This window comes from Psychroflexus halocasei (genome assembly GCF_900107595.1).
Taxonomy (GTDB): domain Bacteria; phylum Bacteroidota; class Bacteroidia; order Flavobacteriales; family Flavobacteriaceae; genus Psychroflexus; species Psychroflexus halocasei.
Genome location: NZ_FNQF01000002.1, coordinates 1 through 16,635 on the forward strand (window position 1 = coordinate 1; position 16,635 = coordinate 16,635).

General features: G+C 31.3%; 15 protein-coding genes. 7 read left to right on the forward strand and 8 right to left on the reverse strand.

Annotated elements, in window-relative coordinates:
- Positions 1-125: 125 nt before the first annotated feature.
- Positions 126-620: a YqiA/YcfP family alpha/beta fold hydrolase gene (locus tag BLV84_RS02045; RefSeq protein ID WP_093238820.1), complete on the reverse strand. Its 495-nt coding sequence runs from the start codon at positions 618-620 to the stop codon at positions 126-128.
- Positions 621-734: 114 nt separating this feature from the next.
- Here BLV84_RS02045 and BLV84_RS02050 point away from each other — a divergent pair, with 114 nt between their 5' ends.
- From BLV84_RS02050 to BLV84_RS02065, 4 genes are all read left to right on the forward strand, one after another.
- Positions 735-1,412, forward strand: coding sequence for a response regulator transcription factor (locus tag BLV84_RS02050; protein ID WP_093238823.1), 678 nt, complete (start codon positions 735-737; stop codon positions 1,410-1,412).
- The gene (locus BLV84_RS02055) at positions 1,409-2,695 is read left to right on the forward strand and encodes a sensor histidine kinase (protein WP_093238826.1); all 1,287 of its coding nucleotides are present in this window, start codon (positions 1,409-1,411) and stop codon (positions 2,693-2,695) included. The genes BLV84_RS02050 and BLV84_RS02055 overlap by 4 nt, the downstream gene beginning before the upstream one ends.
- Positions 2,696-2,756: 61 nt before the next feature.
- Positions 2,757-3,182 carry a PepSY-like domain-containing protein gene (locus tag BLV84_RS02060; RefSeq protein ID WP_093238829.1) on the forward strand — a complete coding sequence of 142 codons (426 nt, stop codon included), beginning with the start codon at positions 2,757-2,759 and terminating at the stop codon, positions 3,180-3,182.
- Positions 3,183-3,199: 17 nt separating this feature from the next.
- On the forward strand, positions 3,200-3,643 hold the full coding sequence (locus BLV84_RS02065) for a PepSY-like domain-containing protein (protein ID WP_093238832.1): 444 nt from the start codon (positions 3,200-3,202) through the stop codon (positions 3,641-3,643).
- Positions 3,644-3,698: 55 nt separating this feature from the next.
- Here the strand turns inward: BLV84_RS02065 and BLV84_RS02070 are convergent, their stop codons facing one another.
- The 4 genes from BLV84_RS02070 to BLV84_RS02085 form a co-directional block, all read right to left on the reverse strand.
- Positions 3,699-4,997, reverse strand: coding sequence for an NAD(P)/FAD-dependent oxidoreductase (locus BLV84_RS02070; RefSeq protein WP_093238835.1), 1,299 nt, complete (start codon positions 4,995-4,997; stop codon positions 3,699-3,701).
- A gap of 11 nt (positions 4,998-5,008) precedes the next feature.
- On the reverse strand, positions 5,009-5,755 hold the full coding sequence (locus BLV84_RS02075) for an SDR family NAD(P)-dependent oxidoreductase (RefSeq protein ID WP_093238838.1): 747 nt from the start codon (positions 5,753-5,755) through the stop codon (positions 5,009-5,011).
- Positions 5,756-6,038: 283 nt separating this feature from the next.
- Positions 6,039-7,436: a glycosyltransferase family 2 protein gene (locus BLV84_RS02080; RefSeq protein ID WP_093239942.1), complete on the reverse strand. Its 1,398-nt coding sequence runs from the start codon at positions 7,434-7,436 to the stop codon at positions 6,039-6,041.
- A 219-nt stretch (positions 7,437-7,655) separates the two neighbouring features.
- Entirely contained in the window at positions 7,656-8,915 is a 1,260-nt protein-coding gene (locus BLV84_RS02085; protein ID WP_093238841.1) for an alginate export family protein, read from the reverse strand.
- 297 nt (positions 8,916-9,212) lie between these two features.
- On the opposite strand from BLV84_RS02085, the gene BLV84_RS02090 reads away from it, so the two are divergent.
- The 3 genes from BLV84_RS02090 to BLV84_RS02100 all read left to right on the forward strand — a co-directional run bounded on the left by BLV84_RS02090 (position 9,213) and on the right by BLV84_RS02100 (position 10,966).
- Positions 9,213-9,908, forward strand: coding sequence for a uracil-DNA glycosylase family protein (locus BLV84_RS02090; protein WP_093238844.1), 696 nt, complete (start codon positions 9,213-9,215; stop codon positions 9,906-9,908).
- Between the two features lie 122 nt (positions 9,909-10,030).
- Positions 10,031-10,402, forward strand: coding sequence for a hypothetical protein (locus BLV84_RS02095; RefSeq protein ID WP_093238847.1), 372 nt, complete (start codon positions 10,031-10,033; stop codon positions 10,400-10,402).
- A gap of 81 nt (positions 10,403-10,483) precedes the next feature.
- Positions 10,484-10,966, forward strand: a complete 483-nt coding sequence (locus tag BLV84_RS02100; RefSeq protein WP_093238850.1) for a hypothetical protein — start codon at positions 10,484-10,486, stop codon at positions 10,964-10,966.
- Between the two features lie 134 nt (positions 10,967-11,100).
- Here the strand turns inward: BLV84_RS02100 and BLV84_RS02105 are convergent, their stop codons facing one another.
- The 3 genes from BLV84_RS02105 to BLV84_RS02115 all read right to left on the reverse strand — a co-directional run bounded on the left by BLV84_RS02105 (position 11,101) and on the right by BLV84_RS02115 (position 16,477).
- The gene (locus tag BLV84_RS02105; RefSeq protein WP_093238852.1) at positions 11,101-13,965 is read right to left on the reverse strand and encodes a TonB-dependent receptor; all 2,865 of its coding nucleotides are present in this window, start codon (positions 13,963-13,965) and stop codon (positions 11,101-11,103) included.
- Between the two features lie 82 nt (positions 13,966-14,047).
- Positions 14,048-15,298, reverse strand: a complete 1,251-nt coding sequence (locus BLV84_RS02110) for a hypothetical protein (RefSeq protein ID WP_093238855.1) — start codon at positions 15,296-15,298, stop codon at positions 14,048-14,050.
- A 456-nt stretch (positions 15,299-15,754) separates the two neighbouring features.
- Positions 15,755-16,477: an SDR family NAD(P)-dependent oxidoreductase gene (locus BLV84_RS02115; protein WP_093238858.1), complete on the reverse strand. Its 723-nt coding sequence runs from the start codon at positions 16,475-16,477 to the stop codon at positions 15,755-15,757.
- Between the last annotated feature and the right edge of the window lie 158 nt (positions 16,478-16,635).

The window sequence follows — 16,635 nt, forward strand, 5'->3', positions numbered from 1 at the left end:
TCTTCAGATATGGATTAGACTATATCTCAAAATGCTTGTTATCAGGAACTAATAAATATGACCTTAATCTAATTCAATTTTTGTCGTGTACTTAACCTTTTTTTATAAATTAAATTCATGTAATTTTAAAAATACAAGTGTTTAAAAAATGACTCTACCTCTTCCTGAAAAATTTCAACAGGAATGCGATGTGCTAAGTCTAATCTGTAATTGATTGTAAAAGCAGTATTTGTCTTCAATTGGTTAGATAAAAAATTAAGGGTTTCAGCTGGATCAACGACATCGTCTTTTGCGCCAAGTATCACGTGTTTTAAATTTCGTTTACTACTTTTATAGGTCGGAATTTCTTGTTTTACTGATTGCGTAACCAAAGCTGGGTTAAAAAGCAATGCTGATTTTTGAAAAGCATTTGCCAAGTAAAACGCTGCAAATCCACCAATACTAGTGCCTATAACGAAGTCTATATCTTTATTGATGTATTCGTTTTTAAGATCATTCACAACCTTATGATTATCCCTGTAAAAAATTGTTGGCGCATGCACATGTCCATAAGATTCTAAAATCTCTCTTTTTTCGCGTGTCAGATTTCCCTTTAATCCATGTAGATATAAAATTTCCATAATGATTTCATCTTTATCCAAATATAGTCATTTCAATCTTTTATGATTTCATGAGTTTATTCAATTTCAAAAAAATTCCCATTTCTTTCCAAAGTTTAAACGTATTTTTATTCTATGAAAATTTTGATTGTAGAAGATGAAAAAGACTTGAGAGAAACACTCGTTTCCTCACTGAAAAAAGAAGCCTACGTTGTTGAAGCTGTTGCTGATGTTGTCAGTGCTTCAGAAAAAATTGCTCTCTATCATTATGATTGTATTTTACTAGACATCATGTTACCAGATGGCAGTGGTTTTGATCTTCTTGAGCAATTAAAATCTGAAGGTAAATCAGAAAATGTCATTATTATTTCTGCAAAAGATGCCCTTGATGATAAACTAAAAGGCTTAAGCCTTGGTGCTGATGATTATCTTACTAAACCTTTTCATATTGCTGAATTAAACGCTAGAATCAAAGCGGTTTTAAGGCGTAAAAATCATGATGGACAGAATACTATCACGACAGCAAATACGATTTTAAATATTGAAGAAAGAGATTTTAAGGTTAATAAACAATCTATTCATCTCAATAGAAAAGAATACGACATTTTATTCTACTTTTTACAAAATAAAAACCGACTTATTACCAAAACAGCCTTGGCCGAATATGTATGGGGAGATCAAATTGATCAAGCCGATAATTTTGATTTTATTTATTATCAAATCAAAAACTTGCGCAAAAAATTAAAGCAATCAAAAGCTGAAATTGATTTAGAATCAATTTATGGTGTTGGATATAAACTCATTGAAGTATGAAACTTTTCAATCGATCTCTACTCTACCTAACTTTTGCCTTTTTCGTGATTATTGGTGTCTGGTCAATTTTATTCTACTATAATCTTAAAGATGAAATTAGAGACAGTATTGATGATGGCCTTGAAAACAACAAAATACTGATTATTGAAAAGTTAAAATTCAATCCTGAATTATTAAATCAAAACGAATTTGGAGGGAATAATTTTGAAATTCACCCAACATCAAGACAAAAAGCTTTATCTACTAAAGATGTTTATAAAGACACTTTAATGTACCGCATTAATGAAGATGATTTAGAACCTGTTAGAATTTTGCACAGTGCTTTTGAAAATGATGGTAAGTATTACAGATTAAAAATAATTTCGTCACTGGTAGAAGAAGATGATTTAATCGAAGATTCATTCTGGAGCATCGTTTGGCTATTTATTATTTTAATATCAAGCGTAATAATCATCAATAACTTTGTGCTTAAAAAAGTGTGGACGCCTTTTTATCAAATTTTAGATGCATTAAAAAAGTATCGATTAGACCAAAATGAAAAACCTATTAAAATCTCGTCAAACACAAAAGAGTTTAAAGAACTTCAGAAAGCCTCAAATGCTTTAATTAAACACGCAAAAGAAGCTTATCATTCTCAAAAACAATTTACTGAAAATGCATCTCATGAGCTACAGACACCTTTAGCAGTCATCTCCACAAAGCTTGAACTATTACTGGAATCTAAAGATTTAACTCACAATAATGCAAACAGTATTGCCGAAGTTATTGCCATGACAAATCGCATTAAACAACTTAATAAATCATTGTTACTGTTGGCAAAAATTGAAAACAAACAGTTTATAGAAACTGAGCAAATTTCAATTCAAAAAATAGTTAAAAACCACCTATCAAGAGTAGAAGATTTTATTAATTTCAAAAATATAAATATTGAGTTCGTTTATGAAAAAGACATCATTGTTGAAATGAATTCGGCACTAGCAGAAATATTAATTTCTAATATAATTAATAACGCTATTTTTCATAATATCGAAAATGGACAGCTTCAAATATTACTCAAAGAAAACAGCTTGATTATTTCAAATACAGGTAACAATAAAGCTTTAATTAAGGAAAATATTTATGAGCGTTTTCATAAAGAAAATCAAGATTCTAAAAACACAGGACTTGGTTTATCAATCAGTAAGGCAATTTGTGAACTTTATCAAGTTCCTATTGTTTACGATTTTTTTGAGAGTCAACATACTTTTAAAATTAATTTCAAAAAAAATCTTGCTGAAGCATAAATTCCAAATTCTTTCCAGTTTTGTGTTCTTTATTTGTCTTATAATTTAAAAAACACATCTTATGAAAACGATTCAATTTATTGCAATTTTATTATTTGCAACAACTTTTGTACAAGCACAAGACATTAATGAAAATCAGGTGCCATCAGTTGTTTTAAACACTTTTAAAACAGAATTTCCTAAGGCAAGTGATGTTGAATGGGAAATGAAAGGTGATCAATTTCAAGTCGAATTTGAAATCGGTTATTTCTCAGATTATGAAGCTTGGTTTAAGGCAACTGGAGAAATGCTTTATTATGAAGAAGAGATTTCTAAACGCAAATTACCTGAAGCTGTTAAAAACACAGTACAACAAAAATATGATGCTTATCGTATTGATGACGTCAAGAAAATCAATAAAAAAGGTGAAATTTCTTATGCCATTGAACTTGAAAAAGGAAGAGAAGAAATCAATATTATCATTAATGAAAACGGACAAATAAAATAACCTCAAACACTAAAATTATGAAAAAGATCACATTATTACTTTGCGCGATTCTGGTTACATTTACTTCTTGTAGCGATGACGACGACAACACCAACCAGGTTTTATTGACAGAATCTGAAATTCCGACTGCGATAACGACTTACGTTAATACGTATTTCGCTGACAATACAATTGACCGCGCTGTTAAAGACATGGACAATAATACAATAGAATATGATATCTATTTAAGCGGAAATTTCACGTTAGAGTTTAACGCTGATTATGAAATAATTGATATCGATGGCGTTACTGCTTTACCAGACTCAGTTATTCCTCCAGCAATTTTAATATACGTTAACGAAAATTATCCACAACAATTTATCAGAGGTTGGGAGTTAGAAATGGATTACCAACAAGTTGAACTCAATAACAACATCGAACTTGAGTTTACCATGACTGGTGAGTTTATCAGAATAGATTAAATTAATGCTTAAATCAAAAAAACGGCTTGGATTCAACAAGCCGTTTTTTAATTTATTAAACTTCAGTTTGTTTTTTAAGTTCTGGCATGCTTCCTTCCGCAGTTTTTCCGATGATGAGTCCATTGGCTTGACCTTTACTGAAATAAGCTGTTGTCCAGTTCCACATGGTGCTAATTCTGTTTCTGTAATTAATTAATAAAAACAGGTGAATAAATAACCATGTAAACCATGCAAACCAACCCGTTATCGTTTTCTCAGGAGTTGTTAAGTCTGCCACCGCTTTACTTTTACCAATAATTGCCATAGTTCCTTTATCATTATAAATAAAAGCTTTCGGTTTTTCATGATTAGCAATTGACTTAAAGTTTTTAGCCAATAATTTACCTTGTTGAGTTGCTACGCTTGCTAATTGAGGATGACCTTCTGGAAAATTTGGATCGCTTTTCATAACAGAAGCATCACCAATTGCAAAAATATTCTCGGTATTTTTAACTTTAAAAAATTCATCAACCATCAAGCGGTTTCCCTTGTCATAACTATCTTCTGGTAAACCTTTAAACTGAGTTCCAACGACGCCGGCAGTCCATATTAACGTTTTTGTTTCTATGGTGTCACCATCATCAAATATCACTTTATCATCTTTATAGTCAGACACAAGTTTGTTGAGCTTGACATGGATTCCCATTTCCTCTAAACTCTTTTTAGAATATTTCTGAGATTTTTCACGCATAGGTGGCAAAACGCTTGGCGATCCATCAACAAGATAAATATCCATCTTTTGATCTTTAAATTCTGGATATATATCATTGAGAATTGTATTTCTCATTTCGGCAAGCATACCTGCAACCTCAACACCTGAAGGACCAGCACCAGATATAACGATATTACTCATTTTACGCTTTTCAACTTCATCATTACTATTGATAAATCTTTCAGCTTCTCTTAATAAATAATTCCTGAGTTTAACAGCTTGATTGATCGACTTCATGGGTAAAGCATTTTCTTCAATATTTTTCATACCAAAAAAATTACTTTTCGTCCCATTTGCCATCACCAAATAATCGTAATCAAGTTCGCAAGAACTCAATATAACTTTCTTGGCTTCAGTGTTTACTTCTTTGAGTTTTCCTAAACGATAATTTAAATTTTCCTTTCCTTTAAAAAGTGTTCTAAATGGAATTGTGATACTTGACACATCTAACATTCCTGTACTGACTTGATATAAAAGAGGTGTAAAGAAGTTATAATTGTTTTTATCAACTAAAGTCACATCAAAACCTTTGACATTTCCCAAACTTTTGGCCAAATTAATACCTGCAAAACCTCCGCCTATAATGACTATTTTCTTATCCATATTAATTTTTTCTATCTTAATTTAATGTCTCCTCCATCGGCCATCAAAGTCTGCCCTGTCATGTATTGACTATCTTTACTTAATAAAAACGCAACTACAGGAGCGATATCTTTCTGAGGATCTCCAAAATGTTTTAAAGGAATCTTGCTTGCAACTTGTTTATACTGTTCTGGCTGATTTTCTTTCCATTGCGCAACACCTTCAGTCAGTGCTAATGGGCAAACAATATTGACTCTGATGTTATCTTTTGCCCACTCATTGGCTGCAACACGACTCAAGCCTCTTATTGCTTCTTTTGCTGCGGCATAACTCGCTTGATTATCTTGTCCGCTGATTGCAGCACCAGAACCAAAATTGACAATGGCACCTTTGTTTTTCTTTAATTCAGCATAAGCGGCTTTCATAAAGTTAAGAGTTGCTTTAAACCCTGTATTAAATGATAAGTCCCAATCTTCAGAAGTGAGTTCCATCAATGGCTTTTGCCTTGATGCATGCGCATTATTGACGAGTCCTGTTAGTTTTCCAAATTTTGAAACCGCCATATCAACGGCTTCTTGCGCAACTTCTTTTTTTGAAACATCACCTTTTAAAAAAGCAATTTTTTCTGTGTTGACTTTTTGGATTTCTTCACCAGCATCTTCATCAATATCGACAGCAAGAACACTTGCGCCGCGCTTTACAAATACTCTTGTTAAAGCGCCACCTATTCCCGCAGCTCCACCTGTGACTATAATGACTTGATTTTCTAAATTTTTCATATTATTTTTTTAAAACTTTTTTTTGGTTAAATAATTACAGTTGTTTTTATTTTTTTAAAAAATGATTGAATCAAATATAATAAATCGCACACCCAACTAAATGTCAAAAACAATTATATACATGTCGAAATGAAGGATTTAAGTCGTCTTTAACTTGATTTAACTAAACTTAACTTAGCTAAACTGAGAAAATAATACGTCGGTATCATAAAACATGAAAGCCCAACAAATTAATGTTGAGCTCTCAAAAGGGTAAAAACTCTAGTCGGAAAATATTTAATGTTTATACAATCTTTTTAAATTTTTCTGTTGGTAATTCTCTGGTTAACCATCCGCTTCTACTTGCGGTTGCAATTGCATAAGGTGTAATCCAAAACAAAGTAAATGTATAAAATATACTATAAGGATAAGCCCAAAATGATTCAGCTATATCATGTTTCTTTGCATAAAACAAAGCTTGAACACTTGAGAAAATCAAAATGCCAATTAATGAAGATGTCAAGAACAATAATGGATACATTACGATAAATGAAATCATTAGTAAAATTAACGGGTAGGCCATTAATATTTTTATCCACTGATTTAAAAGTAATACTCTTGCACCAACTTTTGATCCTTCTCTAAAGTTTGAAAAAGCAAACTTTGTCATCGCGATGTTTTCTCTGACGTTACTTCTTTCCCAACGGATAAACATCTTATACAGATTCTTATAACGTTCAGGAATATTAGTATAAACGTAAGCCTTACGCTGAAACAAAACATGGTATCCTTGCTTTAAAATCATGTTTGTCATTGCTCTATCTTCTCCAATATCTGAAGGTTGACCATTAAATGTTTGGTTAATCCACTCTGGCAAACAATTCATGACAGCTTCTTTGCGGTAAGCAGCCAATGCGCCTGGCGTACACAGCACTGTACCTAAAGCACTTTGAGCGGAACGAACAAACTCAAAACTAAAAGCAAAACTCACATTTAGCATTCTCGGAATTAATGCCTTTTTTCTGTTAAGTACACGAACGTTCCCAGCAACAGCTCCACATTTTTCATTGCCTACAAAAGGACTTGCCATGTGGCGTAAAGTATCTATTTTCACAATTGAATCACTGTCTACCGTGATAAAAACATCGCCAGTAGCTAAATGAAAACCTCTGTATAGCGCGTGTCTTTTTCCTTTGTTTTCAGGTTGTTGATATATTGATAAACGATCTCCTAACTCTTCTTTCGCTTTCTTCATCCATTCCCAAGTATCATCTTGACTTCCATCGTCTATAGAAATCAATTGCACTTTATCAGCAGGATAATCACTTTCATCTAGACTTGTCAATGTTTTCCATACCAATTCACCTTCATTATAAGCAGGAACAATAACAGTTAAATATGGTAAATTTTCATCATCAACAGGGTTAACAGCTTTGTACTGAACATACTTGATAAGAAGGTAAACCATAAAACAAATATGGGCAGCCAATAATGCAATGCCACCGTATGTTAAAATGCTTCCCCAAATACCTTGCATGCGATCTAAATGAATTTCTTGAAAATAAGGATAGAAAAAATAGGTCGTGAATGCCGCAGTGACTAAAATTAATAGCGAACCTATTAAAATTAATGGATTATAAGATGTTGATTTTTCTGGTTGAAGATTTTTATCTTTAAATTCTCTATGATCAAGCTGGTTCATTTTTTTTGATTTTGTTGTTAGCATGTTGTCTCTATTGATTCAACATCAATGCCATCAGAAAAACCATTGAATATCAGAGTTTTATATAATTAAAATAAAAAAGAGTGTAGAATAAATACTACACTCTTGTCGAAAACTGTTGAGTAAAGTTTAAAATGAAAAAGCTTAAGGATTTTAGACCTTAAGCTTATAATTATGTGAAAATCTACAAAAATCTATTTAATCAAAAGAAAATTTAAAGATTTCAGGATTTACGGTGAGCATCACCCATCCCCAATTATTTGTGTTTCCATCAAAGTTATTTTTTAAAACTTGAGTTCCTGTGGATTCTAAATAATGCGAGTACCCTAATTTTAAACCGACATCTTTATTAAGTTGATGAGAAAATACAAAATCAATTTCGAGACCTAAATCTTTTGAGCTATCATCGTCCAATTCAGCTGCTGAAAAAAATTGATGCGCAGTCAGGTCAAAATTTGTTAGAGGCTGAAAAGCATAATTTACATTAGCATAAAGGTCCAAAAGACCAACACTATTAGCATGATTCCCAACATAATAATAATCCATGAAACCATTGAATTTATGATTTGTTCCATAAAATGGCTGAAAAGCATTATTCTCTCCATCATTGATTAAAGTATTATCATTTCCACTTTGTAACTCACCTCCTAACCTGAAACTGAACTCATCATTTGTTTTATATTTTGCTTCTAAGGAAACCAAATAAGCTTTTATATCATTTTTAAAAGCATCTTCTCCAAATTGATAATAAAAGTTTGAACTTAATTTCAAATTATTGTTTTTAAAATTTAAATGAAAACCTGCAGTTTGGCTATAACTAACGCCTTCTATATACTGATTAGCCTCTATGTTTTGCATTCCGTTATTTAAAAATAAAAAACTTCCTGAAAAATTATTCCATGTCTGGTTAGCCCAGATATACTGAAAACTTTTATAAGTATTTAATGTCAAAATATTTCCTGTTAAACTTTCTCTTTCTTGGTTGAATGCTGCTGCCAAATGTAGTTTTGTGTTTTTTTCCTTAAATTTTACCATTGCAGCATCGTGGCTTCTGCTTTGCTGAGCCCAGCCAACGCTTCCAAACATTCTTTGGTCATCATAAACTATTTCTTGTCTTCCAACTTTTAAAGTAAAGCTTGAATCAATAAAGACCTCGGCCCAAGCTTGATGTAATGAAAAGCCGTTATTATCTTTAGTATTTAATTGTGGGACATCTCCCCAAACTCTAATGTCTTGTGGACTTAAAAAAATACGAAGTTTTTCAGATTGGTAATCAATATTCAAACGCGTACGTTGCGATACAAAAGAACTAGCATCTACATCATCCGAAAACAAGGTTTTATAACCATGCCTATACTCGTATCTCGGTCTTAGCTCTGCATCTACAGTTAATTGCGCATAAGAAACACTGATTGAAACAAAACAAATCAGGCTAAATAATAAATTTATATTCTTCATAGTTTTAGGTTTTAGTCTAACAAAATTCAGCCATACACATTTAATATTTAATGACTATTATCAGTTTGCTCCTAATAATATTGACTGTGTTTAAGTTTGTGAAAAATGTAATTAGTGTATCTTCACTCTTGATAACTTCAAATAAAGACAAATAGAAGTTTAACTTTGACTGAATTTTATATCAATGACATAACTTTCAACCAATAATTTTGCAGATCAAGCACCTGTTCAATAACCTTTAATCAAGAAATCTAATCAAAATAATTTATGTCAATGATATTTTTAAATTTATAAAACATGAAGACCTTTGCTGAAAACATCATTAATTATTACAAGCAACTTCAGTTAGAAGAAGATTTAGGAAATGATATACAGCAAATAAACCCATATCAAAACAATCCTCTTATTGAAAAAACTGTCAAGAAATTTTACACAAAATACTTTAATGACAATCGTAAACGTCAACTCATTATTGGTATTAATCCTGGCAGACTAGGCGTTGGCGTTACAGGCATACCCTTTACTGACACAAAAAGATTAGAAGAAGATTGTGGTATTAAAATTCCTAACATTAAATCTCACGAGCCATCTTCAATTTTTGTTTATCAAATGATTGAGAAATATGGAGGTGCTAAAAAATTCTACCAAGATTTTTATGTCAATTCAGTTTGTCCAGTTGGTTTCATCAGAAAAAATAAAAAAGAGAATTGGGTGAATTGCAACTATTATGATTTTGATTGGCTATTTGAAAAATTAGAGAACTTCATCGTCACACAACTCAAAGAGCAAATTGCTTTTGGAATTGATAGAAGTACCTGTTTTGTTTTAGGCAAAAAAAATGCAAAATATCTCGAACGCATCAATGCAAAAGAAAAGTTATTTGATAAAATCATTGTTTTTAATCATCCACGATACATTGTGCAATACAAATCAAAACAAAGTGATTTTTTTGCTGAAAATTATGCGTTAGCGCTTCAACAAAAAGCTAACTAAATTTAAGAATAGGTAATCTTTGAAAACTAAAATAGATTTAATAATTATCATTAATGGTGACTTATGAAATTTTATGATTCTGTTATGCTTTTATAGAAATGATTATGTTTTAACTTTGCAGCATGAAATCAAAAGTCGGCTCAAAATATAGTTTATTGTTAGTTCTCGTCTACTGCTTAGCAGTTACGATCTCAAGTCCAGTAAATCAAACGGCTGATTATTCTCATTTTAAAGATAAAAAACAAGAAGATCGAGTTTCTGCAATATCTGGAAACAACTTCTTTCACATCGCTGAGTTTGATTCTACATTAAGTTTTTCTAACGAAAGCTTAAATGAGAATTATTTTGAGTTATCTCAAGATTTCACCTCAGATTTCATTGCTTATGAAAATCATCTTAACGCTAATTTTCTTGATTACGAATCAAGAGCAGTTAATTTACTCATACAGCAACGGAAATCTAACATCACCTATCCATTTCATTGTTTTTGGTAATCATTTATTTTCTTAAAAAACAGATTGACTCGATATCATGAGTCTCAAGAAAATATTTAAAAATTATTAAAAAACAAAACAATGACTATAGATTTAGGGAGCGCTATTATTGGCGTGATTATCGTTATTATCGCAACATTACCTTTTGTGATGATGAGCAGAAGTAAAACTAAAAAAGAGAAAAAACTTCATCAGAAACTAGTTGATTTAGCTTTACAAAAAAGTTCGAAAATCAATAATTATCAAGCATTACAACATCTTGCAATTGGTTTAGATACAGATAATCATTATGTGTTTTTCTGTGATACACAAGATGAGGTTTCAATAGAAAATGCTGTTGATTTATCTAAAATCAAACAAGTCAATCTCATAAAAGATAAAGAGAATAAGAAGGATTCTCAAAAAATCAAACGCGTCGGTTTAAAATTCATCCCTCAGAACAAGGATTATAAAACTGAATTTTTTGAGTTTTTTAATGATGATAAAAACCCGCAAGTTTTTGGAGAAATACAAATGGCTGAAAAGTGGGTTAATATTCTTCAAAAACACGTTAATAAAGCATAATAAGCATAAATCCAGAAGTTCATTCCAACTTCTGGATTTATTTTTTTGTATTTGATTTCTTCTCAAAAAAATTTAAATATAAAACCGACCAATATAAATACATTGATCGGAGTGTTGGCTAATTCAAGTTTAAATTAAAACTTATAGGTATAACCTATTGAAAATGATTGACCAGGTGTTCGCTTAGAAAACACTTTATCTGATGATTGATAAGATTTATATAAAGTTTCTACATCATCATTTAATAAATTGCTTACTCCAATATTGATGGATTGTTTTTGATCTTCACCAAATGCTTTAGTGAGTCTAAATGAGACATTATGGAAGGATTGTGTATATGCATCAGGTACATTTCTAATACCTACAACCTCAAGAGTTTCACCTTGTGTGTTATAAAATAAACCAGCTTGCCAAGCTTTCTCAGGATCATCATAATTTATCCCGATATTGATTAAGTATGGTGATTGTCCTTGTAAATCTCTTTCTTGATCAATGCTCTCTCCTTCTCTTGCTGCTAGTTTTCTAGATTTGAATTCACTTTCATCCATTTTAACGTTAGATTCTATTAAAGAAATATTGGCGTTGATACTAAATTTCTTTAAGCTTTCTAGTAAAAAACCAAAGTTCTTTCTCAATTCAAATTCAAGACCATAAACATCTGCAGAGTTTACATTTCTTGGTTGTAGATTATTCGGAGCGGTTTCAAAGGCAACAAGTTCAATAGGATTTGTAAATGATTTATAAAAGGCACTAAAGGCATACATTTGACTATTTTCTTCAAATTTCTCAATCCTTAAATCAAAATTATTGATATAGGAAGGTTTCACTATATTTTTAAAGTTTCCGTCACTGTCAATATCAATCCCTCCAATGAAAGTGATATCACTTAATGGGTCAAAGATTTGAGCAATAGAAGCTTCTTTAAAAGAAGGTCTTGCTGTAGTTTTGTAATATGAAGATCTAATGTTTATTTCATCATTCCAAGCATAAATCAAGTTAGCTGATGGGAAAAAATCAGATTCATCCAAAATATTAGTATTATTTAATTGAATAGTTCCTTGATTATTTTCACCTGAATAATTCAGCTTATAATTTTCAAATCTTACGCCTAAAACACTTTTAAGTTGATCTGTTATATTGAATTCTTCAGATATATACGTTGCAAGAACGGTTGAATTAGACTGATAAGTATTTGCAGGTTGATAATTTCCTTGTAAATAGGTTCCTTGGTTTGAATCTGAATTCCAGATATTTTCTGTCAATAACAAGTGATTAGGATTTCCTTCAATTGGTGTTACACTCCCTCCTTTAATAAGGATATTATAGTTATTTATTGCAAAATCCCTATCTTTATACGTTGCAGAAGCACCAAATTTTAAATTCGCTTTTCTATCAAAGATTTCATGCTTCTTTTTAAAGTCTATTTTTCCTGTAAGATTTAATTCTTCTAAATCTCTCCAAATTCTTTGCGGAGATCCAGCTGTGCTTGGTCTTATTGAGTATTCATTTTCACTAATAACTTCAAACGGCGTAACTCTGATATCTTTATCCTTAATACTCGAAAAACTTGTTGACAAGCCCCAATCAATTTCCCATTCAGAATCTTCAAAAGCATGATTTCCTGTTAAACCTAAATTTGTAATTGATTTCTGAGTGTACTCAACATTATCTCTAACAACTTCAATATCATCTTGAATGTATGTGAAGGTTCTGAATTTCCCTGCACGCGAAACCCCATTTTGAAGATGCAGGATATTTAATTTATACTTAGAATAATCTGTTTTAAAAGAAATTCCGGCCAAACCGCTTAAAAGTGCTTTCTGTAAACCAATATCTCCAGTTTGGGTTCTATTTGGAATTAACTCAGTATCTGATTTACTGATTGGTTTAAAATAAAAGTTTTGCTTTGTATTCTCAAAAAATTCGGTTGTATTCCTGTATGAAACATTAGCTAAATAGCCTATTTTATTATTGTTTTCACCGATATTAAAACTGTTTCCTGTAGAAAAACTAAAGTTTAAATCACCTAAAGAGTTTGCTCGATCAGTCGACATTTTTTTATCAAAACGATTCGTTATATCCGTCAGGCTTACTCCTTTATCATTCAAACCATCACCAACAGGAGAAGGAATTTTCATATTCTTTGAGAAAGGCAAATCCCTTTTGCCATCATCAAAACCAAGAAAATCTGTACCTGAATTCTCACTTTTTAAATAATTTGAATTAAAATGCATATCAGGATTGTATGACATTCCAACACTCAAGCTATACTCTTGACGAGATGGAAAATCCTTTGTCACAATATTAACAACGCCACCCGTAAAATCAGCAGGCATTTCTGCACTGGCTGTTTTTGAAACGATAATGTTATCAAGAATATGAGAAGGAATGATGTCCATTTGTAATGTATTTCTATCAGGATCTAAACCCGGAATATCCATACCATTAAGTATAGATTTCGTATAACGATCACCCAAACCACGAACAAAAACATATTTACCACCTTGCACAGAAACACCTGGTATTCGCTTAACAGCTGAAGCAACATCACTAGCGCCTACTCTTTTGATTCCTTCAGAAGAAAGGCCATCCATGACTTTAATTGATTTCTTTTGTAAATTAAGAACAGCAGATTCTGTGTTTTTACGAGCTGTTGTTGTAATCACAACTTCATCTAAAGAAGCAGCTGAAGAAGCTAAAGAAATATTTACAACGACGTCTTTTTCTTTTTCAACTATAACATCTGTAATTTCTTTTGTTTGATAACCAACAAATGAAAAAACAAGGGTGTATTTTCCTGGTTCTACCCCAATAGTATATTGACCATCAAAATCAGTTGTCGTTCCTACATCAGTTCCTTTTAGATAGACATTTGCAAAAGGTAAAGCATCATTAAGCTCACTATCTTTTACAAATCCAATTATTTTATTGTCTTGAGCAAGTAGGTTTGGCATGAAAGCAAAGGAAAATATAATGATGAAATAATGAGTAAATTTCATAGACGTAATTGTTATATAATTGTAAGTATTGCCCGATCATAAATTGACCGAGCAATGTTTAAAAATTGATTATTCAATATTTTTAAAATTCTGCAGCTTGATAAGTCCAGCTCCATTCAAAAACACTAAGATCAGAACCTACACTTGCATCATCTATATTATTAATAATGTTTGCAAAGTCATTTGCATCTGAAGTAAAGCTTGTTAAACCTGAAGAGTCAATAAACACATCTTCTAATCCTGATGCACTTGAAGGTAAAACGACTTCTATATTAGAGAATGTTAACTTAGCATTATTATAATTCTCAGTAACATTTTCATCATCTTGTAAAGTAAAATCCGTCCCTTGCGTACCACCTATAAGAAGAATATTATTAATTGAACCCATCGCATTTGAACGAAATTGAGCATATTCTCTATTTCCTGAATTTGCATTTGAAACTGAATTATCGCTAAAAATTGTAACATTATTAAGTGTGAACTCACCTGTTAAGGCTTCCCCTTCAGGACCGTCAATTTCAAGTCCATGATCAGATACATTTGTTTGAACAATAGCAACGTTAGTGATGTTTCCTGAATAAGCTTGATCAAGATCAACTGAATCATCGCCAACTCCCCATACAACTATATTTGAAGCATCATGAGTTCCTCCAAAAAACTCAACGCCATCATCTAAATTTGCAATCACTTCAATGTGATTGATATATGTTCCTGAGCCAACACCTCCTGTAGTAAAACCATTAATTTCATTTCCTTCGCCAATATTAGCTCCACCATGGCGTATTGAAATATATTGCATAGAACCTGAGCTATCATCTGGATTATTACCCCCATATAAACCATAACCTGATCCTGGAGGAATCCCTTCTATAAGCTGTTCAGTAACATCTCCTTCTAAAGAAACAGGAGCGTTACCCAAAATAATAAGACCTCCCCAAAGCCCTCTATCATCAACTGTTAAGTTAGGACTTTCAAGATCACCTGGTTCGATTTCATCTAACACAGAAGTGAAAATAATTGGCTCATCGGCAGTACCGTTTGCAATTAATTTTGCATTTCTATCAATAATTAAGGCTGAGGCTTGCGTTTCAACACCTTCAGCACCTTTAATAAGTGTTCCCGCTTCAATCGTTAAAGTTGCGCCACCATCAACAATAACTTTACCTTCTAAGGTATACACATTATCTTTTGTCCAAACTGTGTTTTCAGTAATGTTACCTGAAACCACTTCATTGTCTGGCTGTTCCGTTTCAATTGCAATTGAATCATCATCACTACATGAAGAAAGGATCAATAGATTAAAAAATAAGACCGAATAAATTAATTTTTTCATTTTAGTTATATTTAAATTAAATGTTCAGGGCAAAACTACCTGAGTTGGTCTTTTATCTTGTTAATCTAATGTTACCGAGTATTAATGTAAGTTTATGAAATCAAAAGCTTGTTTAAGTTAAATTAATACAAGGCTTTTCTCAGAAAGCATAAATAACTTAAGCTTCATTAACAGATTACATTTATTTAAAATAACTAATCATCAAAACAAACTAATACTCTAGAATACAACATTTTAAAACAGAAAGTTTTGTGACAAGTTTATGAGGTGAAGTATTGGATTTGTAGTCAAAAATATCTCAAAATACTAATATTTGGATAATTAATTATATTTAATTAAGAAGTACAGGATGAAATTTATTTCTAAAGAATTTATCTTGAAATAAACAGAAATTCGGAATATAGTAAAAGCGTATCTATGATTAATGATGAATAGATACGCTTAGTTATTTGATTATTATTCTCTCAAATCAATCGTTTCGCCAGATTTCATTTGATCAGAATTTAGGATATCAAAAATACGCTGAGCAACATATTCAGGCTTGTAAAGCTGATCATTTTCTTTCAATTCTTTAAACTTTTCAACATTTTCAAAATCCTCAGCGTCGGTATTTCTTATTTGTGTTTGCATTTCAGTGTCAACAACACCAGGACGAATACCGTATGAGTAAACAGGGTTTTCTTTATTTTTTTGCTCAATTGCAATGGTTGATGTTAGCATATCAATTGCTGCTTTTGAAGCACAATAAACACTCCAGCCCGCATAAGCTGATGAGGCAGCTCCCGAAGAAATATTTAAAATTTTCTTAGTACAAGAGTATTTTTCACCAAACTCAATAAATAAACTAGACAACAAGAAAGCTGATGTTACATTTAATTGAATGCTTTTAGAGATGTCTTCAGGTTTTAAATTTTCTAAATGTTTAATATCACCTAATCTACCAGCATTATTGATTAAGCTTAGTGAAGAGACTTCTAAATCTCTTATTTCAGCTAAAACAGATTCAAAAATATGCTCAGCTGCAGATATATCGGTTAAGTCGACTGAAACTTGAGTAAACTTCTCATGTTTTTCATGACTTCTTGATAAAGAATAAACCTTATAGTTTTGAGCGACATAATGATCAACTAAAGCACGACCAATTCCTTTACTCCCTCCTGTAATAATAACAATATTCATTTTTATTTTTTGATGAAATATAATATTTTATTTCAGTAAGCTTATGTTTAATAAAAAGCTTGACAAGATATTAACATGTTTTAAAACATGATAAAATAATTAAGAATAAATGATGATAGCTTTTGGCAGGCAATCTTATTTTAATTTTAAATTTGTGA